Origin of the sequence: Myxococcus dinghuensis, from assembly GCF_024198235.1 — a bacterium.
Taxonomy (GTDB): Bacteria; Myxococcota; Myxococcia; order Myxococcales; family Myxococcaceae; genus Myxococcus; species Myxococcus dinghuensis.
This window is the reverse complement of the sequence record NZ_JAKCFB010000004.1, coordinates 297,171-323,708: the sequence shown is the minus strand read 5'-3', so window position 1 is coordinate 323,708 and position 26,538 is coordinate 297,171. Positions and strand designations below refer to the sequence as shown.

At 71.0% G+C, this 26,538-nt stretch carries 18 protein-coding genes; 14 read left to right on the top strand and 4 right to left on the bottom strand.

All coding sequences use genetic code 11. The features are described 5' to 3' along the window. The first annotated feature begins 13 nt into the window (after positions 1-13). Positions 14-1,741, top strand: a complete 1,728-nt coding sequence (locus LZ198_RS08270; protein WP_407667384.1) for an ATP-binding protein — start codon at positions 14-16, stop codon at positions 1,739-1,741. On the opposite strand, the gene LZ198_RS08265 is transcribed toward LZ198_RS08270, so the two are convergent. After that, on the bottom strand, positions 1,707-3,830 hold the full coding sequence (locus tag LZ198_RS08265; protein ID WP_253971337.1) for an ATP-binding domain-containing protein: 2,124 nt from the start codon (positions 3,828-3,830) through the stop codon (positions 1,707-1,709). The two genes, LZ198_RS08270 and LZ198_RS08265, sit on opposite strands and share 35 nt — an antisense overlap. Positions 3,831-3,921: 91 nt before the next feature. Here LZ198_RS08265 and LZ198_RS08260 point away from each other — a divergent pair, with 91 nt between their 5' ends. The 8 genes from LZ198_RS08260 to LZ198_RS08225 all read left to right on the top strand — a co-directional run bounded on the left by LZ198_RS08260 (position 3,922) and on the right by LZ198_RS08225 (position 16,489). Further along, positions 3,922-4,815 carry a spermidine synthase gene (locus LZ198_RS08260; protein WP_253971336.1) on the top strand — a complete coding sequence of 298 codons (894 nt, stop codon included), beginning with the start codon at positions 3,922-3,924 and terminating at the stop codon, positions 4,813-4,815. A gap of 123 nt (positions 4,816-4,938) precedes the next feature. Continuing rightward, positions 4,939-5,550, top strand: coding sequence for a hypothetical protein (locus LZ198_RS08255; protein ID WP_253971335.1), 612 nt, complete (start codon positions 4,939-4,941; stop codon positions 5,548-5,550). Then, positions 5,547-7,103 (top strand): GMC family oxidoreductase, encoded by a 1,557-nt coding sequence (locus LZ198_RS08250; protein WP_253971334.1) that lies wholly within the window; start codon positions 5,547-5,549, stop codon positions 7,101-7,103. The genes LZ198_RS08255 and LZ198_RS08250 overlap by 4 nt, the downstream gene beginning before the upstream one ends. Before the next feature lie 230 nt (positions 7,104-7,333). Beyond that, entirely contained in the window at positions 7,334-10,090 is a 2,757-nt protein-coding gene (locus LZ198_RS08245; protein ID WP_253971333.1) for a M16 family metallopeptidase, read from the top strand. A gap of 139 nt (positions 10,091-10,229) precedes the next feature. Then, complete coding sequence (gene ypfJ / locus LZ198_RS08240; RefSeq protein ID WP_253971332.1) at positions 10,230-11,099, top strand: KPN_02809 family neutral zinc metallopeptidase; 870 nt, start codon at positions 10,230-10,232, stop codon at positions 11,097-11,099. Between the two features lie 228 nt (positions 11,100-11,327). After that, positions 11,328-13,592, top strand: a complete 2,265-nt coding sequence (locus LZ198_RS08235; RefSeq protein ID WP_253971331.1) for a family 2 encapsulin nanocompartment cargo protein terpene cyclase — start codon at positions 11,328-11,330, stop codon at positions 13,590-13,592. 53 nt (positions 13,593-13,645) lie between these two features. Continuing rightward, positions 13,646-15,043 carry a family 2B encapsulin nanocompartment shell protein gene (locus LZ198_RS08230; RefSeq protein WP_253971330.1) on the top strand — a complete coding sequence of 466 codons (1,398 nt, stop codon included), beginning with the start codon at positions 13,646-13,648 and terminating at the stop codon, positions 15,041-15,043. A gap of 45 nt (positions 15,044-15,088) precedes the next feature. After that, positions 15,089-16,489, top strand: coding sequence for a family 2B encapsulin nanocompartment shell protein (locus LZ198_RS08225; RefSeq protein WP_253971329.1), 1,401 nt, complete (start codon positions 15,089-15,091; stop codon positions 16,487-16,489). A 159-nt stretch (positions 16,490-16,648) separates the two neighbouring features. Here the strand turns inward: LZ198_RS08225 and LZ198_RS08220 are convergent, their stop codons facing one another. From LZ198_RS08220 to LZ198_RS08210, 3 genes are read right to left on the bottom strand one after another with little or no spacing between them, the layout of a single operon-like run. Beyond that, the gene (locus tag LZ198_RS08220; protein ID WP_253971328.1) at positions 16,649-16,993 is read right to left on the bottom strand and encodes a hypothetical protein; all 345 of its coding nucleotides are present in this window, start codon (positions 16,991-16,993) and stop codon (positions 16,649-16,651) included. 30 nt (positions 16,994-17,023) lie between these two features. Further along, the gene (locus tag LZ198_RS08215) at positions 17,024-20,629 is read right to left on the bottom strand and encodes a VIT domain-containing protein (protein WP_253971327.1); all 3,606 of its coding nucleotides are present in this window, start codon (positions 20,627-20,629) and stop codon (positions 17,024-17,026) included. 47 nt (positions 20,630-20,676) lie between these two features. Next, positions 20,677-21,072 carry a hypothetical protein gene (locus LZ198_RS08210; protein ID WP_253971326.1) on the bottom strand — a complete coding sequence of 132 codons (396 nt, stop codon included), beginning with the start codon at positions 21,070-21,072 and terminating at the stop codon, positions 20,677-20,679. 102 nt (positions 21,073-21,174) lie between these two features. On the opposite strand from LZ198_RS08210, the gene LZ198_RS08205 reads away from it, so the two are divergent. The 5 genes from LZ198_RS08205 (at position 21,175) to LZ198_RS08185 (ending at position 26,516) form a co-directional block, all read left to right on the top strand. Beyond that, entirely contained in the window at positions 21,175-21,363 is a 189-nt protein-coding gene (locus LZ198_RS08205; protein ID WP_253971469.1) for a hypothetical protein, read from the top strand. A 267-nt stretch (positions 21,364-21,630) separates the two neighbouring features. Continuing rightward, positions 21,631-22,908, top strand: coding sequence for a hypothetical protein (locus LZ198_RS08200; RefSeq protein ID WP_253971325.1), 1,278 nt, complete (start codon positions 21,631-21,633; stop codon positions 22,906-22,908). Positions 22,909-23,036: 128 nt separating this feature from the next. Further along, positions 23,037-23,498: a hypothetical protein gene (locus LZ198_RS08195; protein WP_253971324.1), complete on the top strand. Its 462-nt coding sequence runs from the start codon at positions 23,037-23,039 to the stop codon at positions 23,496-23,498. Positions 23,499-23,632: 134 nt separating this feature from the next. Further along, the gene (locus LZ198_RS08190; RefSeq protein WP_323382150.1) at positions 23,633-24,901 is read left to right on the top strand and encodes a DUF418 domain-containing protein; all 1,269 of its coding nucleotides are present in this window, start codon (positions 23,633-23,635) and stop codon (positions 24,899-24,901) included. Between the two features lie 49 nt (positions 24,902-24,950). Then, entirely contained in the window at positions 24,951-26,516 is a 1,566-nt protein-coding gene (locus LZ198_RS08185) for a hypothetical protein (protein ID WP_253971322.1), read from the top strand. Positions 26,517-26,538: the final 22 nt, after the last annotated feature.

Sequence of the window (26,538 nt, the reverse complement as noted above, 5' to 3'; positions counted from 1 at the left end):
CGTGGGTCGGTAGATGCTAAGCGGAAGTGGGGGTCTGGACCCGTACCCGCACCCGACGCGTGGACCACTTCTCTTGACCGGACAAGGGCTTGCCAGCAGCAACGACGCGTGCGTTCCGGACGCGGAGGGACTCGACACCGTCCTGTGGGAGCAGCTCCCGGAGAGTGTCGCGTTCTGCGCGGCGGATGGGGTGTGCCTGTACGTGAACCCCGCGCTGGAGCGCGGCTTCGGGCGGCCTCGCGGCGAGCTGCTGGGTCGCCTGTTGTGGGATGTCTTCCCGGAGTCCCTCAAGCCCCAGCTCCAGGAGCGCTTCCTGCGCGTGGCCGCGACGGGCGAGTCCGCGGAGTTCGAGTGGCACTTCGCGCCGCGGGAGCGCTGGTTCGTCAAGCGCCTGTTCCGCAGCCACGGGCGCGTCTACGTCATCTCGCGCGAAATCACCGGGGAGAAGAAGCAGGAGGCCATCCTCCGGGGCCTCTATGACGAGACGCGGCGGGCCCAACGCCACGCGGCCTTCCTCGCCCAGGCGAGCGAGGTGCTGGCGTCCTCGCTGGAGCACGACGAAATCCTCCAACGGCTGACCAACCTCGCCGTCCCCCCGCTGGCGGACGGGTGCTGCGTGGACGTGCCCATGCTGGACGGGCGCGTGCGCCGCGTCGCCATGGCGCACATCCGCCCGGAGGTGGTGGCGCGCACGCGCGTGTTCCACGAGCGCCATCCCCTCCGGCTCGACGACGCCGCGGGCATCGGCAAGGTGCTGCGCACGGGCGTCACGGAGTTCGTGTCGGAGCTGCGCCCGGAGCACGTGTCGCAACTGGCGCGGGACGCGGACCACGGGCTCGCGATGAGCGAGCTGGGCGTCACCGCGTACATCAGCGTGCCGTTGATGACCCGGGGCCAGGTGCTCGGGGCGCTGACGCTCGTCAACACCACGCCGGGCCGGCGCTACACGCAGGCGGACGTGCGGCTGGCGGAGGACCTGGCGCGGCGCGCGGCGTCGTCGCTCGACAACGGGCGGCTGTACACGGAGGCGCAGGAGGCGGTGCGCGCCCGGGACTCCTTCCTCTCCGTCGCGTCCCATGAGCTGAACACGCCGCTCACCTCGCTCACGCTCAACGTCCAGGCGCTGCGCAAGCAGTTGGAGCCCTGGCACGACTCGGGTGTGCCGGGCGCGGACTCCACCACGGCGAAGGTGGTGGCGGTGCAGCGGCAGTTGTCGCGCCTGTCCAGCCTGGTGCGCGAGCTGCTGGACGTCTCCCGAATCACGGCGGGCCGGCTGCGGCTGGAGCGCGAGGACCTGGACCTGGCCGCGCTGACGCGGGAGATGGTGCCGCGCTTCGCGGAGGAGCTGGCGCGGGCCGGCTGCGCGCTGCGCCTGGAGGCGTCCGAGCCCGCCCCGGGGCATTGGGACCGGCTGCGCGTGGAGCAGGTGCTGCAGAACCTCCTGTCCAACGCCATCAAGTACGGCCGCGGGCGCCCCATCGACGTGCGCGTCGGGGCGGACGAGACGCGGGCCTGGCTGTCCGTGACGGACGAGGGCGTGGGCATCGCGCCGGAGGCGCAGCACCGGCTGTTCCAGCGCTTCGAGCGGCTCGCCAGCGAGCGGCACTACGGCGGGCTGGGCCTGGGCCTGTGGATCGTCAAGCAGATCGTCGACGCCATGGACGGGCGCATCCTCGTGCGCAGCGCGCCGGGCAAGGGCTCCACCTTCACCGTGGAGCTGCCGCGCCCTCCGCGGGGATGAGGCGCGAGCGCGCGCCGGACGACACCACCCACAACTGGTGGGACGTGCGGGTGATGGCCACGTGCAGGCGCCGGCGCGACTCGTCGTCCACCGGCCACGCCCGCGCGGTGGCGTCCGACAGGATGACGTAGTCGAACTCCAGCCCCTTCACGCTGCTCACGTCCGTCACGTCCACGCCGGGCTCGAAGGAGAACTCGCCGTCCTTCACCCGGCGCGCCCAGGACTGGTCCGCCACGACGCGGTAGACGGCGTCCGCGGCCTCGGGGCTGCTGGCGATGACCCCCACGGACGCATGGGGCTCGCGCTCCACGAGGTCGCGCAGGGCTTCGCCGACGAACAGCTGGGCCTGCGCCTCGTCCGGGAAGTGGTGGAAGCCCACCGGCGCGCCCGGGCGCGCGGGCCGCGAGGAGGCCTCCGGCGCCTGGTCGCCGAGCACCCGCCGCGCCAGCTCCACCACGGGCGCGGGGCACCGGTAGGAGACCTGGAGTCGGCACGTGGCCGCGTCGCGGATGCCCAGCTCGTCGAGCGCGGCCGTCCAGCCCGCGAAGCCGGCCTCCGTCTGCTGCATCTCGTCCCCCGCGAGCGTGCAGCTCCTGCCCTTGCCCAGCAGCTTGCGCACGACGAACAGCTCGAAGAGGGAGAAGTCCTCCGCCTCGTCCAGGACCATGTGGGCCAGCCGGTCCAGGCCGAGCGGGCCGTGCTGGGCCTTGAGGAACATGAGGATGGGCAGGTCCTCCAGGTCCACCGTCCCCGCGAGCGCGTAGGGCGTGTCGGCCTCGATGGCGCGCCCGTCGACGGTGATGAGCCGCTCCGGGTCGGTGATGTCCCTCAGCTCCTTCTCCAGGGGCGTGGAGCGCTGCAGCCGCGTGTGCTCCAGGACCTCGTCGATGGCGGTGCGCGGCACTTCGCCCTTCGCCTCGCGCACCACGTCCTCCAGGAAGCGCCGGTCCAGGTACGCGTCCGCCAGGCGGCGGTGCAGCCGCTCCAGCGTGGTGCCGGCCTCCGTCTTCGGCGCGCCGATGCGCCCCAGCAGCAGCCGGCGCAGGGCGGGGTGGCGCTTGAGGCGGGCGACGAGGGGCGGCGTCTCCGGGCTGAGCTTGATGCCCGGCAGGTCGAACGCCGAGCGCGCGGTGGCGAGCAGCCAGTGGTCCAGCGTCTCCACCGACACGCGCCCCAGGCCCAGCGGCGCGAGCAGCCGGCGGGACAGCCGGGCCAGGCCCTCCTCGGGGACGATGAGCTTCATGCGCGACTGCGGGTAGCGCTCCGGGTCGTCGAAGGCGATCTTCGCCAGCCGGTGCAGCGCCACCGTCGTCTTCCCGCTGCCGGCGCTCCCCAGCACCAGGAGGGGGCGCTCGGACTCCACGCTGACGGCGTCGTACTGCTCGGCGTCCAGCAGGGCGGTGACGCCGAACGCGTCCTCGGTGCGCTGGGCGCCCTTGCCCGTGCCCAGGAACTCCGGCCGCGCCGCGGTGCCCGCGCCACCCGCCTGGAAGTGGGTGACGTCCCGCCCCACGCTGCGCCACGCCCCGTCTGCCCCGCGCTCCAGCACCCGGCCGCCGGAGATGATGCGCGTGAGCACGCCCCGCTCGATGACCACCAGCCGACGCGTGGCCACGGTGCCCTCGGCCAGCCGCTCGCCGAACTGCTCCTCGTAGGAGTCGCCCTCCTCGTAGCAGTAGAAGACGCGGGCCACGGGGGCGAAGCGCCAGTCGATGATGCGCACGCCCTCGCCCACGTCCGCGAAGGTGGTGCGGCCGAGCAGGTAGTCACGTGGACCCGCCTCGCCCTCCAGGCGCAGGTGCGCGAAGTAGGGCGCCTGCGCGTCGGGCAGCTTCAGCGCCTCCTGCCGCTCCAGCAGCGTGCGCGTGTAGTGCATCTGCGTGAACAGGTGCGGCAGGTCCGCCTCGGCGGCCGTGGAGGCGTCGTCGCGCAGCACCTGGAGCTGGGCGATGAGTCCCTGGGTGTCCTGGCCCTTGCCGGCCTTGCGCCGGGCGGCCTCCAGGGTCGCCTGCACGCGGGCCAGCAGCGCCTCCTCCTCCATGACGAGGGTGCGCAGCTCCTCCGGGAGGTTGCCGTAGGGGTGGGTCATGCGCGCCAAGGTGAACCCTGGCGTTGCACAGGTCAACCCATTGGTTTTCTTGGAGGAAGTGCTACTTTGAGGGGCGTCGGAAGGAGCACGGATGCGGCGCTGGGGTTCATGGCTGGCGCCGTGGGTGCTGGCCCTGTTGACGTGCGCGGCGGACGGCTCGCGCGTCGTCCTCTTCGAGAAGCAGTCACCCTATGCGCGTGTCTCCGTCCAGGAGGACGGCGCGGGGCTGCGCTATCTCCAGTTCGACGACTCGGGCGCGCTCCAGAGCGTGGTGAAGCCGGGAGCGCCCCGGCGGCTCGAGCTGGCCTACACGCGGGTGGCCATGGTGGGGCTGGCGTTCGTGCCCCAGCCCCGGCGCATCCTGGTGGTGGGGCTGGGGGGCGGCGCGATGCCCATGTTCCTGCGCGCCGTGCTGCCGCGCGCCCGCATCGACGTGGTGGACATCGACCCCGTGGTGGTGGACGTGGCGCGGCGCTACTTCGGCTTCCACGAGGACTCGCGGCTGGTGGCGCACGTCGCGGATGGCCGGGCCTTCATCGAGGCCCAACGCCCCGCGTACGACCTCGTCTTCCTCGACGCGTATGGCCCGGACAGCATCCCGGAGCACCTGGCGACGGTGGAGTTCCTCGCGGCGGTCCGCGCGCGGCTGACCGGCCGGGGCGCGGCGGTGGGCAACGTCTGGGCGGACCCTCCCAACTCCCGCTATGGCTCCATGGCGCGCACCTGGCAGGCGGCCTTCACCCAACTCTATACATTCGAGGTGGAGGGGAGCGCCAATCGCATCCTGGTGGGCGTGCCCTCTGCGGAGAAGCAGTCGCGCAAGGCATTGGAGGCGCGCGCGCGGGCGAAGGAGGGGGAGCGCGGAGTCCCCTTCGCCCTGAGCGAGCTGGTGGCGCGTGGCTACGAGGACGCCACGGCGCGCGAGCAGCCACCCGGAGTCGTCCTCCGGGACGCGCTCGTGCCCGCGTCCGCGCCGCCGCCCTGAGCGGGCGTGTGCATCCCCTGACAGGTTGCCTTCGGCGGGGTGGAGAGGAATAGACTCCGGGCCGACTCGCAGCGCGTTGTGTTCCTGGCGGGGCCCGTCCGGGGTTCGGAGGATGCAATGACCGTGTCTCACGTCGGACCGGCCTCGCTGTCGCGCCGGGGGCTACTCCAGCGGGGGCTGGCGGGCGGGGCCTTGCTGGCGTTGGGCGGCAGCGGCGTGCTCGCCTTCCGCGAAGGGCTCGTGTTGCCGCTCCCCGAGGAGGGGCTGCGCGTGCTGGGGCCTCGGGAGTACGCCACGCTCCAGGCCGTGGCGCGGCGGGCCTTCCCCCCGCGTCCGGGGTGGCCGGACGCGGACGTGGCGCGCGTGGCCTCCACGGCGGATGGGTTGCTGGCGCGCGCGGACCCGTCCGCCGCGAAGGAGGTGAAGGCGCTGCTGGGGTTGTTCGACAACGCGCTCGCCGGCCTGTTGTTCACCGGCCACGTCACGCCCTTCTCGCTGCTCGAGCCCGGGGCGCAGGACGTGGTGCTGGAGGGCTGGCGCACCTCCCGGCTGGTGTTCCGGCGCTCGGGCTATCACGCGCTGCGCGCGCTCATCTACTCCGCCTACTACGCCCACCCCGCCGCCATCGCGGCCACGGGCTTCGTCGCCTCCGAGGGCTTCCACGACCCGAACGCCCCCGTCTGGCGCGAGGCGAAGGACACGACGACCACGAGCGAGGGAGGGGCCACGCCATGAGCGGCCGCATCTTCACGGGGGACGAGCTGACCGAGGACCGCGTCCTCACCTGCGACGTGTGCATCGTCGGCAGCGGCGCGGGCGGTGGCGTGCTGGGGCTGGAGCTGGCCCGGCGCGGCCTGGACGTCGTGATGCTGGAGGAGGGCGGGCTGCACACGCGCCGCGACTTCGACTCGAACGAGCTGCGCGCCTACACGACGCTCTACCAGGAGCAGGGCAACCGGGCCACGGACGACCTGTCGGTGGGCATCTTCCAGGGGCGGACGGTGGGCGGAGGCACCACCGTCAACTGGTGCGCCAGCTTCCGCACGCCGCCCGAAATCCTGGACCGCTGGCGGGACGTCCACGGCGTGAAGGGCTTGGACACGCAGGCGCTCGCGCCCCACTGGGACTGGCTGGAGGAGCGGTTGACCATCCGCGACTGGCCCATCGAGCGCGCCAACCGCAACAACCAGATTCTCTGGGAGGGACTGGGCCGGCTCGGCTACTCGCGCGGCACGGTGAAGCGCAACGTGAAGGCCTGCGCGGCGTTGGGCGCGTGTGGCCTGGGCTGCCCCACGGACGCCAAGCAGTCCACGCTGGTGACGCTCATCCCGGAGGCGGTGACGCTCGGGCTGCGGTTGTATGCCAACGTCACCGCGCGACGGCTGGAGATGTCGGGCTCGCGCGTGACGGCCGTGCACGCGGACGTCCTCGACCCCAGGACGGACCGCCCCAGCGGCAAGCGGCTGACGGTGAAGGCCCGGGTGACGGCCGTCTGCGCGGGCGCCATCAACTCCTCCGCGCTCCTCTTGCGCAGCGGGCTCACCGGGCGTGGCCACGTGGGCAAGCGCCTCTTCCTCCACCCCGTCGTCGTCTCCAACGCCCGCTTCCCCGAGCGCGTGGAGGCGTACATGGGCGCCCCGCTCACCGTGTATTCGCGGCAGTTCATCGACCGGGGACCGGGCCGGTTGGGCTGGCTCATCGAGGTGCCACCCATCCTCCCCCTGCTGGGCGCGGTGACGCTGTCTGGGTTTGGTCCGGCGCACCAGGACCTGATGGCCCGGCTCCCGTACGCCAATGCCGTCCTCTCCATCTGCCTGGATGGCGTACACGGCGACCCGGGCGGGACGGTGGCCCTGCGCGACGGTGGATATTCGCGGCTCGGGCTGGACTATCCGCTGAAGGCATTCCACTGGGAGGGTTTCCGGGAAGCGCTGAAGGTCGCGGCGCGCATCCAACTGGCGGCCGGCGCGGAGCTCGTCATCAGCCCCCACTCGGACGCGGTGCTCATCCGCGAGGAGAAGGACATCGCGAAGCTGGACGACGCCCCCTACGCGCCGCTCATGTGCCGCGTCCTCAGCGCCCACCAGATGGGCGGCTGCGCCATGGGCGGCAGCGCCGACACCAGCGTGGTGGACAGCACGCTGCGCTACTGGGACGCGGACAACCTCTTCGTGGTGGACGGCTCCGTGTTCCCCACCGCCCTGGGCGTCAACCCCATGGAGACCATCCTCGGCGTCGCCCGGTGGGGCAGCCAGCACGTCGCCGCGGCCGTGGGTGTCAAGGCATGAAACAATCAGGTCCGCGTGGAAGTCACGTCATCGTCGCGGCTCGTCCCCGGGAACGCTTGGCCTGGCGACTGACGCCGTGCTAACTCCTCTCGCCGCGTCCTGCTCCGTCGGGTCGAGCCACCTGGAGGGTGTGTCAGTCTTTGGCGGGGCGGGTCGTTTGTCTCGAAACCACTAGAGGTCGGGCTGGCCGTGTGGGTTTGCGCGTGCTGGCCCCCGTGTTCCGGAGCCGCATGAAATCCCAGCGCCTGCTTCGTCCCCCCTCCGCCGGTCACCGGTGGTGGCGCGGGGGACTGGTCCTCTTCGCTTCCCTGCTGTGCGCGTGCGCGTCGCTGCCGCCGCGCGGACAGGTGGTGATGCGTGATGTCTCCTTCCCCCTGCGCGACTTCAGGATGGCCTCCGGCCTGCGCGTGGTGGTGGAGCAGGACCGGCGCGCGCCGGTGGTGGCGGTGGTGGCGGTGGTGGGCGCCGGCGGCTCCAGCGACCCCGAGGGCAAGGAGGGCCTGGCGCACGTGGTGGAGCACCTCGCCTTCCGCGCGCGCGCGGCGGGAGGGCCCTCGGTGCTGACCCGTCAGGAGGAGCTGGGCGTGGGCCACGCCAACGCCTTCACCAGCCTGGACTACACGCTGTACCAGACGCTCGCCCCGAAGGAGTCGCTGCCCGAGCTCCTGAAGATGGAAGGTCAGCGGCTGATGGCCCCGCTGGGGGGCATCTCCCCGGAGGTCTTCGCGGTGGAGCGCGAGGTGGTCCGCAACGAGCTGCGCCAGCGCAACGAGACGGGCTTCGTCGGCCAGGTCTTCAGTTGGATGCACGCGGCGGCGTTCCCCGCCGAGCACCCGTACTCGCGGCCCGTCATCGGCACGCACGAGTCGCTGTCCGCGCTGACGCTCCAGGACGCGCAGCGCTTCGCGCGGGGCCACTACCGGCCGGAGAACATGACCCTCGTCATCGCGGGTGACGTGGACCTGGCGGCGGTGGAGGCGGTGCTGACGCAGAACCTGCCCCCGAGCTGGGTGGGCACGGGCGCGCCGCTGGCGGTGGGCACGCGCCTGCCGCAGGTGCCGGAGCCCCCGGTCCGGCCCGCGCCCGCCACCATCCCGGAGTTCCAGGCCTCCGTCGCCGCGCCCGAGCTGTACATCTCCTGGGTGCTGCCGCGTGGCTTCGACGAGGCCAGCGCCATCCACGACTTCGTGCGCGTGAACCTCCGCGAGTCGGTGACGGATTCCCAGCGCAACGACGGGGACATCGCCGGCTTCTCCTCGCACCTGATTGCCGGCACACGGGCGTCGCTGCTGGTCATCCGGGTGGAGCTCTCCACGGGCGCCAACCCGCGTCGCTCCGCGGACAAGGTGCTGGACCAGGTGATGCAGACGTGGAAGCAGGACATCGACGCGGGCAAGGTGCTGGGGCGCGAGTACGACTTCCAGGCCCTGCGCCGCAACGTCATCACGGGCATGGTGCTGGAGTCGGAGGACCTGCTGGAGCGCACCATCCGCCGGGCGGAGCTGACGCACTTCATGCTCGACGTGCGCGGCTATTCCCGGTCGCAGATGGCGCTGATGGCCATCGACGGGGGCCGGGTGACGGACTTCGCCTACAAGTGGCTCCAGCGCGACCGGGCGCGCGTCATCCTGGTGCGGCCCGGGGAGCAGGCGGGGGCCGCCGTCGCCGCTCCGGCGGCGCTGCCGGAGGACACCTCCAACGTGGCGCCGTCGCGTCGGGTGACGCCGTCCATGCTGTCGGCGCTGACGTCGCCGGTCCAGGTGATGAAGCTGGACAACGGCATGGAGGTCCTGCTCGTCCCCAGGCCCGGCCTGCCCGTGGTGCGCGTGGGCGCGATGCTGGGCGGCGGTTCGACCTACGGCGAGAAGAACGGCGTGGCGGAGCTGGCGTCCTCCGGGGCCTTCCGTGAGGCGTGGTTCGAGGGCCACCCGAGCCACTGGGGCCTGCATACGGGCTCCCGGATGTCGCGCGACAACACCCGCTTCGCCGTTGCGGGCACCGCCGGCAACGTGGGCAACATGCTCGCGATGCTCACCGAGTGGCTGTCCAGCACGCGCACCAGCGAGGACGTGGTCCGCTTCCTGCGTGAGCAGGTGTTGCCGCGTCGCAAGGCGACGGACCTGCACCCGGAGGTCCAGGCCGAGCGCGCGATGCACCAGGCGCTCTATGGCACCCACCCCTACGGCCGCGACGCCACCGGCGCGGAGCTGGAGCAGGTGTCCCTGTCCGAGGCCCAGGCGTGGATCAGCGACGTGTACCGCCCGGGCAACGCCGTGGTCGTCATCGCCGGGGAGTTCGACGTGAAGACGGTGGAGCCGCTGGTGCGCGAGTACCTCGGGGGCTGGAAGCATGGGCCGACCACCGCCGTGACGACGCCGCCCGCGCCGGAGCTGCCCGCGCCCTCCGCCAACCCGCGCACCTTCGTCATGGCGCGCCCCGGGGCCTCGCAGGGCCACCTCGAGCTGGCCTGCCGTCTCCCCACGGCCACGCCCGCGGCGGAGGCCCGCTATGCCTTGATGGCGGAGCTGGTGGAGCTGCGCGCCACGCACAAGATGCGCGCCCAGACGGGCGCCTCGTATGGCTTCGGCGCGCAGCCGTGGATCGCCCGTGGCGGCGCGTCGCACCTCATGGTCGAGGGCCTGGTGGATGCGCGGCGGATGGCCGAGGGCGCGAAGTTCGTCCAGGACATGATGTCGTCGTTCGCCGCGAACCTGGGCGAGGAGGAGCTGGCCCAGGCCCGCTCGCGCCTGCTGGCCCGTCAGGCCGTCGGCTACATCTCCTCCGAGGCGTGGGTGGACGCGCTCCTGGCGGCGCGGCGGCGGGGCTTCTCCCCGGAGGACCTGGCCAACCGGCCCGCGTACCTCCAGGCGGTGACGCCGGCGGCGCTGCGCAAGGAGTTCGACGATTGCCGCAAGCGGCTCGTCGTGGGGGTCGTCGCGGACGAGGGGCAGGCGCGCACCGCCCTCCAGGCGCTGTCGGCGCCGTAGGCCGTCGCGGCGGGGCGCGAGCGCCCCTTTGCCCGGTCGCTCCCGGGCCGGGCGGGGGACGCGGAGTCCGCGCCCTCGCCGGGCGACGCTGACTACCTTCTCCCGACGGGACGTGGCGCCCGTCGGGAGGGCAGGACGCATGCGCTGGCAGGGAGGGCGTCGCAGCTCGAACATCGAGGACCGCAGGGGGCAGGGGTTCGGTCGGCCGCTGGCGGTGGGCGGTGGCGCCGCCTCGCTGGTGGTGGCGTTGCTGGTGCTCCTGCTGGGCGGCGACCCCTCCGTGGTGACGTCGCGGTCCGGTAGCGCGCGCGACGTGGGCATGGGCGGCTCCGGTCAGCCGGTGGACCCGCGCCAGGACGAGATGAAGGACTTCGTGTCCGTCATCCTGGCGGACACGGAGGACACCTGGCCGGAGCTGCTGCGGCCCGAGGGCGTGCGCTACGTGGACCCCCGGCTGGTGCTCTTCACCGGCGCGGTGCGGTCCGCCTGTGGCATGCAGGAGAGCGCGGTGGGGCCCTTCTACTGCCCGCTCGACCAGCGCGTGTACCTGGACCTGGACTTCTTCGACGAGCTGGAGCGCCGCTTCGGCGCCCCAGGCGACTTCGCTCGCGCCTACGTGGTGGCGCACGAGGTGGGGCACCACGTGCAGAACCTGCTGGGCATCTCCGACCAGGTGCTCGCCGCGCGACGTCGCGCGTCGCCCGAGGAGGCCAACGCGTTGTCCGTGCTCCAGGAGCTCCAGGCGGACTGCTTCGCCGGCATCTGGGCCCACCATGCGCAGCAGGAGCGGAACGTCCTGGAGAAGGGCGACGTCGAGGAGGGGCTGGCCGCGGCCTCCGCCATCGGCGACGACACCCTCCAGCGACGCACCCAGGGCTACGTCGTGCCCGAGTCCTTCACCCATGGCTCGTCGGCCCAACGGGTGGAGTGGTTCCGCCGGGGCATGACGCAGGGCACCTTGGCGGCGTGCGACACGTTCCGCGCGGGGGCTCCCGGTCGGCGGCGCTGAGCATCTCGCGCCGCGTCGTGAGGTGTTGGCGCGGGGCCCGCTCGCGCCGCGGACCTCCCCGCGCGAGGGCTTCTCTTCTTCTCATCCGCTGTCGAACGGTGGGTCAGGGGAAATCCCCGCGAAGCCTTATTTGTCGGATGAATCGATTTATTCCAGCTCAAACTGTTATTCGTGGAAGTGATCGCTGGGCGAAAGTACAAGCTCCGGGAGGGCCAACGAGGGGCGAGCATGTCCAAGGGGCGGCAGAAGCAACCATTCCAACTCCCGGAGTTCTACGTGCCGTGGCCGGCGCGCCTGAACCCGAACCTGGAATCGGCCCGCGCACACACCAAGGCGTGGTCCTATCAGATGGGCATCCTGGGGCCTCCCCGGGACGGGACGGACCGGGAGGTCTGGTCCGAGCGCCGCTTCGACGGCATGGATTACGCGCTGCTCTGTGCGTACACGCACCCGGAGGCGCCGGGGCCGGAGCTGGACCTCATCACGGACTGGTACGTCTGGGTCTTCTACTTCGACGACCACTTCCTGGAGGTCTTCAAGTACTCGCGAGACGTGAAGGGCGGGCAGGCCTATCTGGACCGGCTGCCGCTGTTCATGCCGCTGGACATGTCCCAGACGCCGCCGGAGCCCACCAACGCGGTGGAGCGCGGCCTCTGGGATTTGTGGCAGCGCACGGTGCCCTCCATGTCCATGGACTGGCGCCGCCGCTTCTTCGAGAACACCAAGCACCTGCTCGACGAGTCGATGTGGGAGATCGCGAACATCAGCGAGGCGCGCGTCTCCAATCCCATCGAGTACATCGAGATGCGCCGCAAGGTGGGCGGCGCGCCCTGGTCGTCGGACCTGGTGGAGCACGCGGTCGCCGCGGAGATTCCGGACCGCGTGGTGAAGAGCCGGCCGATGCGCGTCTTCAAGGACACGTTCTCGGACGCGGTGCACCTGCGCAACGACCTGTTCTCCTACGAGCGTGAAATCCTGGAGGAGGGCGAGCTCTCCAACGGCGTGTTGGTGGTGGAGAAGTTCCTCGACTGCGACACCCAGCGCGCGGCGGACCTGGTCAACGACCTGCTGACGTCGCGGCTCCAGCAGTTCGAGACCACCTTCGCCACGGAGCTGCCGTGGCTCTTCGCGGAGTACGGGCTCAACGCGGTGGAGCAGGCGCAGGTGCTCACCTATCTGCGCGGGCTCCAGGACTGGCAGTCCGGCGGTCACGAGTGGCACATGCGCTCCAACCGCTACATGAACCAGCACGCGCAGGAGCGCCCGGCGCTGTCCATCCCGGTGCCCGCCGGCCTGGGCACCTCCGCGCTGCGGCTGCCGCTGACGGCCGGCGCGCTGGGGCTGGGGCCTCGCGCCCGCTCCCTGAGCCACGTGCCCCGCCAGCACGTGGGCCCCACGAAGCTGCCGAAGTTCTACATGCCCTACAGCACGTACCTGAGCCCCCACCTGGACCGGGCGCGCAGGAACTCCAAGGACTGGGCGCGCCGGGTGGGCATGCTGGAGGTCGTCCCCGTCGTGGGGTTCTACGTCTGGGACGACCACAAGTTCGACGCCGCGGACGTGGCCCTGTGCGGCGCGCTCATCCACCCGGACGCGACCCCGGAGCAGCTGGACCTGACGGCGTGCTGGCTCGTCTGGGGCACCTACGCGGACGACTACTTCCCCCTGCTCTACGCCCGCACGCGGGACATGGCGGGCGCGAAGACGTTCACCGCGCGGCTCGGGCAGTTCATGCCGGATGACGTGGAGGCCGCCAACGCCGCGGTGCCCACCAACCCGGTGGAGCTGGGGCTGGTGGACCTGTGGAAGCGCACCGCGGGCCCGCTGTCTCCGCGCGGCCGCAAGCTGTTCCGCAAGGCCATCCAGGACATGACGGACAGCTGGGTGTGGGAGTTGAACAACCAGCTCCTCAACCGCGTGCCGGACCCCGTGGACTACGTGGAGATGCGCCGCAAGACGTTCGGCTCGGACCTCACCATGAGCCTGTCGCGCCTCTCCAAGGGGGACGCGGTGCCGGAGGACGTCTTCAACACCCGCACGCTGCGCGGGCTGGAGAACTCCGCCGCGGACTACGCCTGCTTCGTCAACGACCTCTTCTCCTATCAGAAGGAGATCCAGTTCGAGGGCGAGCTCAACAACTGCGTGCTCGTGGTCCAGAAGTTCCTGGGCGTGGACAAGGACGCGGCCGTGCTGGTGGTCAACGAAATGATGACCGCGCGCATGAAGCAGTTCCAGCATCTCGTGGCCAAGGAGCTGCCGGCGGTCATCCGCACCTTCGGCCTGGACGCGAAGGCGCAGGAGAAGTTGCACAAGTACGTGGAGCAGCTCCAGCAGTGGATGGCGGGCATCCCCCGGTGGCACGCGGCGGTGACCCGTTACACGGAGGAGGAGCTCATCCACGACGCGTCGCCGAAGGTCGAGGTCGGGAACCACTCCCGCCTGGGGACCTCCGCGATGCGCGTCGCCGAGCTGTTCCGCGCCGACAAGCCCTGAGTTCAACCGCAATCCGGAGCTTTTCGAAGCTTCAACCTGGAGAAGGGTGACCCATGTCCAACGACTCGAAGAAGTTCGACGACAACAACCAGAGCCTCGGCACGCAGGCGGCGCGTCAACTCGCGACGACGACCAAGTCCGAGCCGCAGATGCAAGGCATCTCCTCGCGGTGGCTGCTCAAGCTGCTGCCGTGGGTGCAGGTGTCCGGCGGCACGTTCCGCGTCAACCGCCGCATGACCTACGCGGTGGGCGACGGCCGCGTGACCTTCACCAGCACGGGCGCCAAGGTGCAGGTGATTCCCCAGGAGCTGGGCGAGCTGCCGCTCCTGCGCGGCTACGACGACGTGGACGCGCTCACCGCGCTGGCCAACCGCTTCGAGCAGAAGGAGTTCAAGGCGGGTGAGGTCATCACCGAGGCCGGCAAGGAAGCGGACTCCATCGTCCTCATCGCGCACGGCAAGGTGAACCGCATCGGCACCGGCAAGTACGGCGAGCCGGTGGTGCTGGAGACGCTGGCGGACGGCGACCACTACAGCTATCAGGCGCTGCTCGAGTCGCAGGACTACTGGCAGTTCACGGCCAAGGCCGTGACGCCGGTCATCGCGCTCGTCCTCCAGCAGTCCGCCTTCGAGACGGTGGTGGCGCAGGTCCCGTCGCTCCAGAAGCACATCGAGAACTTCAAGGCCCGCTCCAAGAAGAAGCAGGACACCTCCGGCCAGAAGGCCATCGAGCTGGCCGCCGGCCACCACGGCGAGCCGGTGCTGCCCGGTACCTTCGTGGACTACGAGACGCACCCGCGCGAGTACGAGCTGGCCATCGCGCAGACGGTCCTGCAGATCCACACGCGCGTCGCGGACCTCTTCAACGACCCCATGAACCAGACCCAGCAGCAGCTGCGTCTGACCGTGGAGGCGCTGAAGGAGCGCAAGGAGCACGAGCTCATCAACAACCGCGAGTTCGGCCTGCTGCACAACGCGGACCTCAAGCAGCGCATCCACACCCGCTCCGGCGCGCCGACGCCGGACGACATGGACGAGCTGCTGGCCACGGTGTGGAAGGAGCCGTCGTTCTTCCTGGCCCACCCGCGCGCCATCGCCGCGTTCGGTCAGGAGTGCAACAAGCGGGGCATCTATCCCACCAGCATCGAGATGAACGGGAACCACGTGCCCGCGTGGCGTGGCATCCCCATCGTTTCCTGCAACAAGCTCCCCGTCTCCGAGTCGCGCACCACGTCCATCATGCTGATGCGCGTGGGTGAGAAGAACCAGGGCGTGGTCGGCCTGCACCAGGCGGGCATCCCGGATGAGATCGAGCCCAGCCTCAACGTCCGGTTCATGGGCATCAACGAGAAGGCCATCATGAACTACCTGGTGACCGCGTACTTCTCCGCGGCGGTGCTCACGCCGGACGCGCTGGGCATCCTGGAGAGCGTGGAGCTGGGCCGCTCGTAGTCTTCGCCGCTCCCCTGATTTCGCATCCGAACGGAAGGCATTTCCATGGCGAATCCAGACAAGGACCAGGCGGCGCACGACGGCACCAGCCTGAGCACGGCCGGCGCCCGCCAGCTCGCGACGACCACCAAGACGCAGCCGGTGATGCAGGGCATCTCGCCCCGCTACCTGCTGAACATCCTGCCCTGGGTGCAGGTGTCCGGCGGCACGTACCGCGTCAACCGGCGGCTGACGTACACCGTGGGCGACGACCGGCTGAACTTCAGCAACATCGGCGTCAAGGTGGAGGTCATCCCCCAGGAGCTGCTCAAGCTGCCGCTGATGCGGGGCTTCCAGGACGTGGATGACCTGCTCATCCGCACCCTGGCGGGCCGCTTCACCCAGCAGCAGTTCAAGGCCGGGGACACCATCGTGGAGGCGGGCAAGTCCGCCGAGCACGTGTTCCTCCTCGCGCACGGCAAGGCGCAGAAGCTGACGTCCGGCAAGTACGGCGACCCCGTCGTGCTGGACACGCTGGCGGACGGCGACCACTTCGGCGACCAGGCGGTGGTGGAGTCGAACGACGTGTGGCCCTTCACCGTGAAGGCCCTCACGGCCTGCACGGTGATGGCGCTGCCGCAGGACGTGTTCGAGTCCCTCATCGTCCAGTCCCCGGCGCTCGCGGCGCACGTGGAGCGCTACAAGGCCAAGCTGAAGAAGCCCCAGGACAAGGCGGGCCAGGCGGCCATCCCGCTGACGGCGGGTCACCACGGCGAGCCGGTCATCCAGGGCGGCTTCGTGGACTACGAGCTGAAGCCGCGCGAGTACGAGCTGAGCGTGGCGCAGACCATCCTGCGCGTGCACACCCGCGTGTCGGACATCTTCAACGACCCGATGAACCAGACGCAGGAGCAGTTGCGGCTGACCATCGAGGCGCTGAAGGAGCGCAAGGAGTGGGAGCTCATCAACAACCCGGAGTTCGGCTTGCTGCACAACGCCGACCTCAAGCAGCGCATCAACACCCGCTCGGGTCCGCCGACGCCGGACGACATGGATGAGCTGGTGTCGCGGCGCCGCAAGACGCGCTACTTCCTGGCTCACCCGCGCGCCATCGCGGCGTTCGGCCGGGAGTGCACCAGGCGCGGCCTGTACCCGACGGTGGTGGACGTGGGCGGGGCGAAGTTCCAGGCGTGGCGCGGGGTGCCCATCCTCCCGTGCGACAAGCTGCCCATCAGCCGGGAGAACACCACCGCCATCCTCGCCATGCGCACCGGGCAGGACGACCAGGGCGTGGTGGGGCTGCACAACGCCGGCATCCCGGACGAGGTCGAGCCGGGCCTCACCGTGAAGCGCATGGCCATCAACGACCAGGCACTCACCCAATACCTGGTGAGCACCTACTACTCCGCCGCCGTGCTCGTCCCCGACGCGCTGGGTGTGCTGGAGAACGTGGCGCTCGGGAGCTGAGGCGCTTCGTCGAGTCGTGGGTCCTGAGCGGGCTCGGTGCGTCCATCGCGCCGGGCCCGTTCGTGTTTCACGGCGTGGCGGGAGGCCCGAATGCGGCCCGGTCCGCCTGCGGCGGGGCGGCCCTCGATTCCGCGTGTGCGTCGCCCTCCGGGCAGGGGACTATCGCTCGCCCTTCTTCATCTTCCACCAGAGCATCCCCAGGAACGTGTCGGGGGGCGGCGCGGGGGGACGCATCGACTCGTCCTCGTCCTCGCTCCTCCGCGGGGTGGGCGGCGAGGTCCTGCGGGGTGGGGCGGAGGGCAGTGGCTCCGTGCTGTGGAGCCCGCGCGAGGCGCGGTCGAGCGCTTCCGCGAAGGTGCGGCGCGTGGGGTCGGCGGCCTCCACGCGCTCCGGGCCGGAGACCCGCTCCAGCGCGCTGACGCGAAGCACGCCGTCCGCGCCCTCCACGCGCCGCAGGCCATTGACACGACCGATGGGACCTCGGGGGCTACGTCCGTGGCTCATGCCGGGCCTCGTGGAGGGGGAGGGGAGACGTCACGGCGTCGGCTGCACCGCGAGGGTGGACTTTCCGGCGATGAGCTCCTCGCGGCGCAGCAGCAGCCGGGCGTCCTGCTTGGGCAGGATGCGCAACTGGAAGCGCCGGCGGTACGTGTCCTCGGGGGTGAACACGCCCCGGTCGCTCACCAGCAGCAGGGCGGTGGGGACCGCGAGGCGCGGGGAGCGGTTGCCGTAGTAGTGCACCACGACGTGGTAGGGCCCCGGAATCGCCTTGCGCGCGTGGTACAGCTCCGGCCCCAGGCCATCCGTGATGTCCCAGTAGAGCCTCCCGCCGCTGCGCGTCTGCATGTGCTGGTAGAAGCAGCGCTCGCCCCCGGGCTCGATGACCCACAGGTCGATGTCGGTGCTGTCCATGTTCCAGTGCGTGGTGAGCTGGTAGTCGATGGGCGCGTCGAGCGGGGCGCCCTCTCCGGAGTTGTTGGAGGAGGCGCGCAGCTCGTCCACCCTCGCCGTGAGGACGGCGGCCACGGCCTTGGCGCGGGGCACCCTCGCGAGCGCGATGAGCGAGCGTGCGTAGTGGTAGCGCGCCACCACGCGCAGTTGCTCTGCATGCCGCGCCCAGGGGCGGGCCAGGAGGATTTCGTAGTTGCGCGCGGCCTCCGAGTAGCGGCCCGCCGCGTCGAGCGCGAGGGCCTCCTCCAGGTAGGCCTGCCCCTCGAAGGGGCGGTTGAGCCGCACGTGCTCGAACAGCTCCGCGGCGGCGGGGTACTGGCCCAGGGCGAGCAGGCCATAGCCCACCAACCGCAAGGCCTCCGCGTCCTTCGGGCGCAGCTCCACCGGCGAGGACAGGGCCCGGAGGGCGCCCCAGGTGTCTCCCGCGAAGGCGCGGTTGCGCGCGATGGCCTCGTACACCATGACGTCGTCGCGGTTCTCCCGGCGCGCCTTGCGGTAGTCCTGCTCCGCCTGCAGGCGGAGGTCTCCTCCCGCGTAGGGCGCGTCCTGCAGGGGCTGGCGCTGGAGCAGCGGCGTCAGCGCGGCGCGGTGCTCCTGGAGCGCGCGGACCACCGCGCGTCCGGACTCGGGGACCTCGTCCAGCGCGATGCCCTGGAGCTTGTCCCGCCGCTGGTCCTGTTCGCGCTTGCGCAGCGTCTCCAGGTCGGTCAGCTCCACGCGCTCGTCGCGGATGGCGAAGCGCTGGTAGTCCCCCTCCGACTCCAGCACGAGCAAGGAGGCCCGGGCGTTGGCCAGCCGGTAGTGCTGGCTGAGCGCCACCGCCATCCGGTCCAGCCGCTCGTCGTCCAGGGCCACCAGCCGCGCCACGAACACCTCCGCCCAGGCGCGGGGCGCGAACGAAGCCTCCTCGTCGCGGGACAGCGGCACGCGCAGCGTGCGCTCCGCCTCGCCCACGCGCGTCACCACCTCCAGCTCCGCGGCGCCGGGCTCTGGGAGGCGTCCGGCCACCACCAGCTCCTGCCCGGGGAACACCAGGTGGGGGCGGCTGGCGACGATCAGGTCCTTCACGGCCGTGCCCTTCACCTCCACCCGGGCGAGGACGACCGCGGCGGCGCGGTGGGCGATGGCCGCCGCGTCCACCCCGGAGCCGGACAGCACGCTCACGCCCCGGCCCCCGCTGGCGCGCGCCAGCGCGTCGAACAGGTCCGTGTTCACCGCCGACTCACCGAAGCGGTACGTCACCCACCGCAGCGCCTCCGCGCAGGGATGGCGGGCGATGAGCGACTCGACGGTGCTCTGGCCCCAGGTGACGTTGCCGTCCGACAGGAGGAACGCCGTGACGCGCTCGCCGGGCTTCGCGGGCTTGAGCCAGTCCGTTGACGCCCGGTCCAACTCGTCCAGCATCCCGTCCACGTGGGAGGCGCCCTCCAGGAAGATGCGCTCCAACTGGGCGAAGGTGTCCTGGCGGTTCGCGGCGTCGTTGGCGCGCCAGCCCTGGCCGTGCAGCCACCGCGGGCGCACGTCGAAGAGCAGCACCGCGTACTCCTTCAGCGTCGCGTCCTTCTCCAGGAGCGCGCGCAACATCGCGGCCTGCAGCGCCCAGGCATTCCCATCCTCGGAGGACAGCGACGTGTCCACCACCAGCACCGCGCGGCCCGTGGGCGGCCCCTCGGCTTCGCTGGTGAGGTCCTTCGGCAGGCGGATGCGCGCGTGGAAGGCCTGGCCGGGATAGCCCGCGTCGTCGCGCCCCACGAGGACGTCCGCCTCCGGGCGGCGGGGCTCGAGCGCCACGGACAATCCGCCGTCGCCCTCCAGCTTCGCGAAGTCGTAGGCGCGCCAGGTCCCCACGCTCCGCGCCTTCTGTGTCGGGTCGGGGGACACGGTCACCGCGCCCGCCTGTCGAGGGTCGACGTGGACGCGCGCGGACACCTGGACGGCCTTGCCCGCGCCCGCCGGCAGTGGCCACGTGTAGCGCAGGTGCTTCCCATCGTGGAGGAGCGTCTGCTCGTAGGCGATGACGACCCGCTTGAGCGACTTGGGCGGCAGGGGGAAGACGCGCGCGCTGAAGGTCGAGGCGCCTGCCCACTCCAGCAGCGCGGGGTCCACGTTGTTGCGGACGATGTCCTCGTAGACCTCGCGGGCCCGCTTCTGCTCCACGACACGGGCCTCCTGGGGGGCGCCCCAGGAGCGCTTCGCGCCGGTCGGGCTCGGAGGCGCGGAGGCCGTGAGGGACTCCACGCGCGCGGAGCCGTCATCCAACGGTGGCAGCAGGTCCGAGGCTTGGAACAAGGAAGGGCCCGTCACGGGCACCGCGCCGGAGTAGAGCGCGAAGCCCGCCACCGTCGCGCCACCCGGCAGCGGGTAGTAGAAGGTCCCCTCGAGCGAGCGACCGGTGTCGTTCTCGAACAGGTGGTCCACGACCGTGCGTGCCCGCGCTCCCTGGATGTAGGTCACCACGCGGATCGCACGGGTCTTCAAGGGCTGGAAGCGCCCGGACTCGTCACGGACGAGCACCTTCGCCGCGCGTGGAGCCGCCTCGACCTTCGGCAGGACGGGAGTGGGGAGGGGCTCCTCGGCCTCCGGGCCTCCCTTCTTCTTCGCGGGAGCGGGTGCCGCCCGCCGCGCGAGCGCCTCGGCCTCCTGGAAGACCTCCCGCCTCTTGTCCGCGTGCCCGTCACTCTCGGCGGGGGCGGCGGCGCCGGCCGCACCGGAACTCGCGCTGGGGCGGCGGGCTGGCCCGTTGGCCATGCGCGGGGCGTCCCGTACCTCGGCTTCCTGAAAGGCCGTGGCGGGGGAGGCGGGAGGGCCACCCTCCATCGCCGCGACCTCTTCGACGTCCGGGGCCCCGAGCGCCTCGCCGCTCGGGGCGGCGGACGGGAGCTGGGCACGGGGGCGCGAGCGCTCCTCGATGAGGGAACCCTCGGGTGATTCCAGGTCGGCGAGGGCGGCCTCCGACAGCACCTGGGGATGGGCCACGGCCTCGCGCAGCGCCTCGAGGTCCACCTGGCCCGGGTCGCTCACGCCGGGGACGGTGATGGGCGCGACGAGCCCCGCCTTCGCGAAGGTCTCGGGAGGCGCACCGCCTGTCTGGGGCGTTGCGGGCGGCGGATTCGCAGGGGAGGCGCCCCGCTCACACCCGGCCAGCAGGAGACACAGCAGCAAGGCGGAGGTCAGACGGGTCGGACGCATCCCCGGTACGTTAGCTCAAGGGAGCGGAGGGGTGCGCACCGGGGGTGTCAGTCGAGGTAGCCCCAGCGGTCCTCCTCGAGGACATAGTAGGGGCGGCCGAATGGGATGCGGTCGGTCCAGCCCAGGACGTGCCGCTCGGAATGGACGTCGTAGGTGAAGCCGAAATGGGGCCCGCCGTACTTCGCGGGCGGCAGCTCGGGCAGGAAGTCGGGGACCAGCTCCGTCAGCGCGTCGGGAAGTCGGCCATGCCGGGCCTGGAATGCCCGGCACGCGTCGATGATGCGCTCCGCGTTCTGCCGGGCCCGCGCATCTGCCTTCTTGTCGGGGCGCAGGGCCACGTAGAGCCACAGCGCGGCGTTGAAGGCGTTCTGGGCGGTGGCTCCCAGCCGCCGGAGGAAGGTGCCGGGCGCATGGCCTCGCGATGAGTCCTTCGAGTAGGTCATCCAGTCCTCCGTGAGCGAGCCTCGGAGCATCGCATACCGGGGCGCGCCGAACGCGATGGCTGCCTATCTTTCCCGTGGAGCGTCGAGAGGAGGGAGGACGTGATGCCCGAGATCGATGAACGCCCGGACCTGGGCGAGCCAGCCCCCGAGGAACCGGACCGTGATGCGTCCTACGAGGACGAAGTCCCAGGCCACACCCCGGGGGTGGCCGAGGGGGATGACGACTCGGCGCCACCCCGCAGCCACCCATTCCCGGACCCGGACAAGACGCCGGGACGCGCGGAAGGCTGAGGGGCGCCAGGCCGGTCGCCCGGAATCCGTGCGGCAAAGGCATCCGTGAGGGTTGCGCTTCCTCGCGGACATGGTTGAAGTCCTGCGCTTTCTGACGGACTCCGGGGGCTCTCCCGTATGGCGCACGGTATTCAGCAACAGCCTGAACCCGAAGTCGCGTCGCGCACCGCTGCCCTGACCCCTGCGTCGAGAGGGCTCGAGGCCCCGGACGCGCGGCGGAGAATGGGGCCGTGGGGAAGATGGCTCTCGGGTGGAGGGCTCCGGGCCGTGGTGGCGCTCGTCTGGGCACTGCTCCTCTTCATCGCGTTCAATCCCGGCCTGATGTCGTCCGACTCGCTCTCCATGCTGACGGAGGGGCTCCGCGGCGAATACTCGGATTGGCACTCTCCCTTCGTCGCGTTCCTGCTCGGAAAGAGCTACTGGCTGGTGGGCTCCACGTGGCCGGTGCTGTGTGTCCAGGTGTTGGGCCTCACCCTGGGATGCGCGGCGCTCTTGAGGGATGCCTCGGGGCGGCGGGGCCTGGTGGCGCTCGTGCTGCTCGTCGTCTTCCTCGGGCTCCCCACGACGTGGGCCCTCGGGGTGACGCTCTGGAAGGACGTGCTCGCCGCGGTGGTGCTGCTGTGGGGCGTGCTGCTGCGGACGCGAGGACGGGCGGGGTGGGCGCTGGTGTGCCTGGCCGCGGCGGCCCTGACCCGACACAACGCGGTCATCGCCAGCGCCGTGTTGGTGCCCTGGGTCGTCGCCGGCTTCCCCGCCGTGCGCGCGCGCACGAGCAGATGGGTGGGGGCCTGCGTGGGCGCGCTGCTGCTGCTGGCCGCGCTGCCCGGCCTCGTCGAGCGGGCCGCGTCGGTCCGCAGGACCTCGATCAGCAGCGCGCTGTTCGTCTTCGACGCGGTGGGCGTCTACGTCCGAGCCCCCGAGGCGATGGAGGGCTCGCCGCTGTTCTCGCTGGGTTGGAACTGGGACCGGACGACACCGGCCAGGCTCCATGACCCGTACTCCGTCGAACCCATCCTGTGGGGCGACCCCGCGAAGGGCGCCATCACCACCGCGCTGATGCGCGATGCGAAAGAGCCCCTCGCTCGGGAATGGTCGCGGCTGGTGCGCACGTACCCCAGGGCCTATCTGTCGCATCGGCTCGCGGCCTTCGCGGCCACGTTGGGCGTGGGGGGCTCGCTCCACCTGTACCACCGGTCCATCGACGCGAACGACTATGGCCTCCAGGTGCGGTCGCACACCGCGGTGCATCGTGGGCTGGCGGCCATGCGCGACGCGTGGCCCGAGTCCTTCTTCCGGGGCTGGATGTGGATGGTGGCCGCCCTCGTGCTCTCGGTCGTGGGCTTCTTCCGGAGGCGGCGGGATGGCGGGCGGATGTTCTGGGTCGCGGCCTCGGGGCTCCTGTACGGCCTGTCGTACCTGCTGCTCACCGTCAGCTCCGAGTTCCGCTTCTTCTTCTGGACCGTCGTGTCGGTCTTCGCCGCCTCCGCGCTCTGGCTGGTTCCCTCCGAGTCGAGGCCCACCTCCACTCCTGGCGCGGGAGTGTGACGACCCGTGTGGCTCGCCCCCGTCGCGATGTACGCCGAAGGGGGCGGGGCGTTGGTGGCTGAATAGAGCGCGGGGGGACGCGTCAGACTGTGCAGATGGCGGCGATGAGCGCCGCGAAGGAGGCAGTCATGCACGGCAAGCTGATGCGGGTCCTCGTGGTTTGTGCCCTCTCGGTGGGTTCTCCGGTTCTCGCGCAGGTGCATGCGGCTTCCCCCATCAAGTCGACGGGCACCGTGACGCAGTGGGCGGAAGGTCAGCGCAACAACGACCGCCGGACGAACGAGGAACGTGAGCGTCAGGCCCGGCTGGAGCGCGAGCGCGCGGAACGTGAGCGTCAGGCCCGGCTGGAGCGCGAGCGTCGGGAGCGTGAGGAGCGCGAGCGTCAGGCCCGGTTGGAACGCGAGCGCGCCGAGCGGGAGCGTCAGGTCCGGTTGGAACGCGAGCGTCGGGAGCGCGAGGAGCGCGAGCGTCAGGCCCGGCTGGAGCGCGAGCGCCGCGAGCGGCTGGAGCGGGAGCGGATCGCCTGCGAGCGCGAGCGTCATGGCGAGTGGCGCGCGGACCGCTGCGAGGTGCGTCACCGCCACGGGTAGTTCGCGGTGCGTCATGGCCGGACGGGCGCCAGCAAATGGCGCCTCCGGTTGACGGCGGGAGGACGTGAGACTCTGCTTGTTTCATGTCCGACCCTGCTTCTGTCGCGTCAGCCTCTCATGGTGATGCCCGCCCGGTGGATGTCTCCGAGCGGGTCACCCTGGTGGATGTGCTGCGCGGCTTCGCCCTGTGTGGCGTCTTCGTCTCCAACAGCGTGTCGTGGTTCAGCGGGCGCGTGATGATGCCCCGCGACCAGAGCCAGGCGTTGTCCGCCTCCGCGTTCGAGACGGCTGTCACCCACCTCTACAACTTCTTCGTGAACCAGAAGTTCGTGACGCTGTTCGCGTTCCTCTTCGGGCTGGGCTTCTCCATCCAGCTCGCGCGGGCGCAGGCGCGCGGCGCCTCCGTCGTCCCCGTCTACTCGCGGCGCCTCCTGGTGCTGCTGGGCATCGGCCTGACGCACCAGTACGCCATCTGGTGTGGCGACGTGCTCAACGCGTACGCGCTGGTGGGGTTCGTGTTGTTGCTGTTCCGTGCCCGCTCCGACCGGACGTTGTTCTACTGGGCGGTGACGATGCTGGTGGTGGTCCCCCTGGTCTACGCGGTCGTCGACCGCTTCGTGCCCATCTGGCTGCACGGCGCCGAACTGGCGAAGGACGCCGCGAAGGCGACGCGCGCCCTGGAGACGGCGAGCCGCGCGCGGCTCCTGGAGGCGCTCTCGGGCGAGTCGTTCTGGGGCTCGCTGGTGGGGACGGCCCGCTTCAACGTGGAGGGGATGCTGCGTCCCCAGCGGCTGCTGTGGATGGGGCTCATCCTGGGGCGTTTCCTGCTCGGACTCCTGGCGGGCCGGCACCTGCTGCTCCAGGACCTCGAACGCCACCGGGCCTTCCACGGGAAGTTGCTGCGCTGGGGCCTCCTGGTGGGCATCCTGGGCAATGGCTTCTTCGTGGTCACGTCCCGTCTGCGCGCGGAGGGCGTGGTGGACGTGTCGGGCGCGGATTGGATGGTGCTCTCCTCCACCCTCCAGGAGCTGGGCTACCTGGGATTGGCGGCGGCGTATCTGGCGGGCTTCGCCCTGGCCTCCCGTGAGCCGTGGTCACAGCGGGTCTTCGGGTGGTTCTCCCCGGTGGGCCGCATGGCGCTGACGAACTACCTCACGCAGTCGGTGGTCAGCGTGTGGCTCTACAATGGCTGGGGGTTGGGGTTCATCGCGAAGGTGCCGCCGTCCTGGAGTGTCGGCGTGGCGCTGGGCATCTTCGTGGTGCAGACGTTCATCAGCCGCTGGTGGTTGGCGCGCTTCCGCTTCGGTCCGGCCGAGTGGCTGTGGCGCTCGCTGACCTACGGGAAGGCGCAGCCCATGCGCCTGGGGGCGGGTGGCGGCGCGGTGGGGGCGGCGGTCTCCTGAGTCTCCTGGCGTGGCCCGTATCGGCACGCCACTACGTGGGGGTCGTGTCATGACGCGAAGCATCCGGGCAGTGGTGTCGTTGGGGTCCACCGTGGGGCTCGTCGCCTGTGGAGGCGGCATTCCGGTCGAGCCTTCTCCGAGCAACCCATCTCCTGTCGTGAGCGAGGCGGCCGTGGTGCCCGCGTGCACGGGGACGAGCGCGTGGAGCACGCTCGGCCACGACGCACGGCGTTCATCGGCGTCCGATGGCTGCGCCTGGTATCCGCTGCGCAAGCTGTGGGAGTACGCGCCCGTCGCCGGCGTGGACCGCTCCGTCCAGGGCATGGAGCGCGCCATCGCGGACACCGCGGGTGTCTATGTGACGTGGAACTCCAACCCCACGCACGTCGGCTCCGCGGGGAGCCCCGCCATCGACAAGGTGGCGGTCGACACGGGGGTTCGCGTGTGGAGCGTCGACCGGCTCCTCAACGACAACCGGGGACACTGGCCCAGCTTCTTCACCTATGAGAAGAACATCGGGGGCAACGTCTACGAGACCCGCCAGGGAGTCCTCCGCAACGACGATGGCGCCCGTCTCTGGAGCCAGCAGTTCGGCGCGAACTACTACTCCGGGGGCACCATCCCTTATGCGGAGTACGAGCTGAGCGGTAACGACAGTTGGGGCCAGTCGCTGTCGGACGGCACGCGGCTGTGGCTCAACAACCAGTACCATCTCCATGGTCCCAAGCTGGGCCTGCGCTCGTTCGACAAGCGCGGCGTCCCGCTCCTGGAGCTGAACACCTATGGCTACTACGGGGGCACGCGGGTCTTCCCGCTGCACCAGTGGGACACCGCCGAGGACCGGCTGGGCTCCATCGCCACGGACAACGGCTTCATCTACCTGGCGGCCATCTACAACTTCCAGTGCTCCACCAACTGCGACCCCAACCAGCCTCGTCCCTTCGCCACCGGCCTCTACGGTTGGGACCTGGCCACGGGCGCGCAGCGCTGGAACCCGGTGAGCCTGGAGCCCGCCAGCCACATCAGCGTCGCGACCAATCGCATCTACCTGCTGGAGCGGGACCTGGCCACGGGCGCGGTGACGTTCAACATCCGCAACGGCGGCTACAACGGCGCCAGCCTCTATCGCTCCGCGCCCTTCCCGTCGTCCCAGATCACCGGTTATCAAGCCCCCGTGCTCGTGGGTGGGCGCGCCATCGTCGCCGCGCAGGAGAGCTCCGGCGCGAACCCGGGGACGGTCCTCTACTCGTTCGATGCGCTCTCTGGCGGCACGCCGCTGACGATGACGCTCCCGGGCGTCTACGACGTCATCGTTCCCTGGTACGGGAGGGATTTGCTGGATTTTTCCACCACGCCATACGCGGGGAAGCGCACCACGTCGATTGCCGCGGCCTCTGGGACGAAGGATGCTTCGGGCAACAGCGTGCCCACGCTGGTCATCGCCTCGCGGACGGGGCTCCACGTCATCGCCGTCTCCACCTTGACGACGTTGTGGAGCGCGACGAAGCAGGCGCTCGTGGGGACGTCGGAGGGCGGTGCGTTGCGTGACCCCATCATCGTGAAGGACCGGGTCTACGTGGCGGATCGGAACAAGCTATACGCGCTGGGTCTGTAGCCGCGGCTGACGAGCGCCGGGC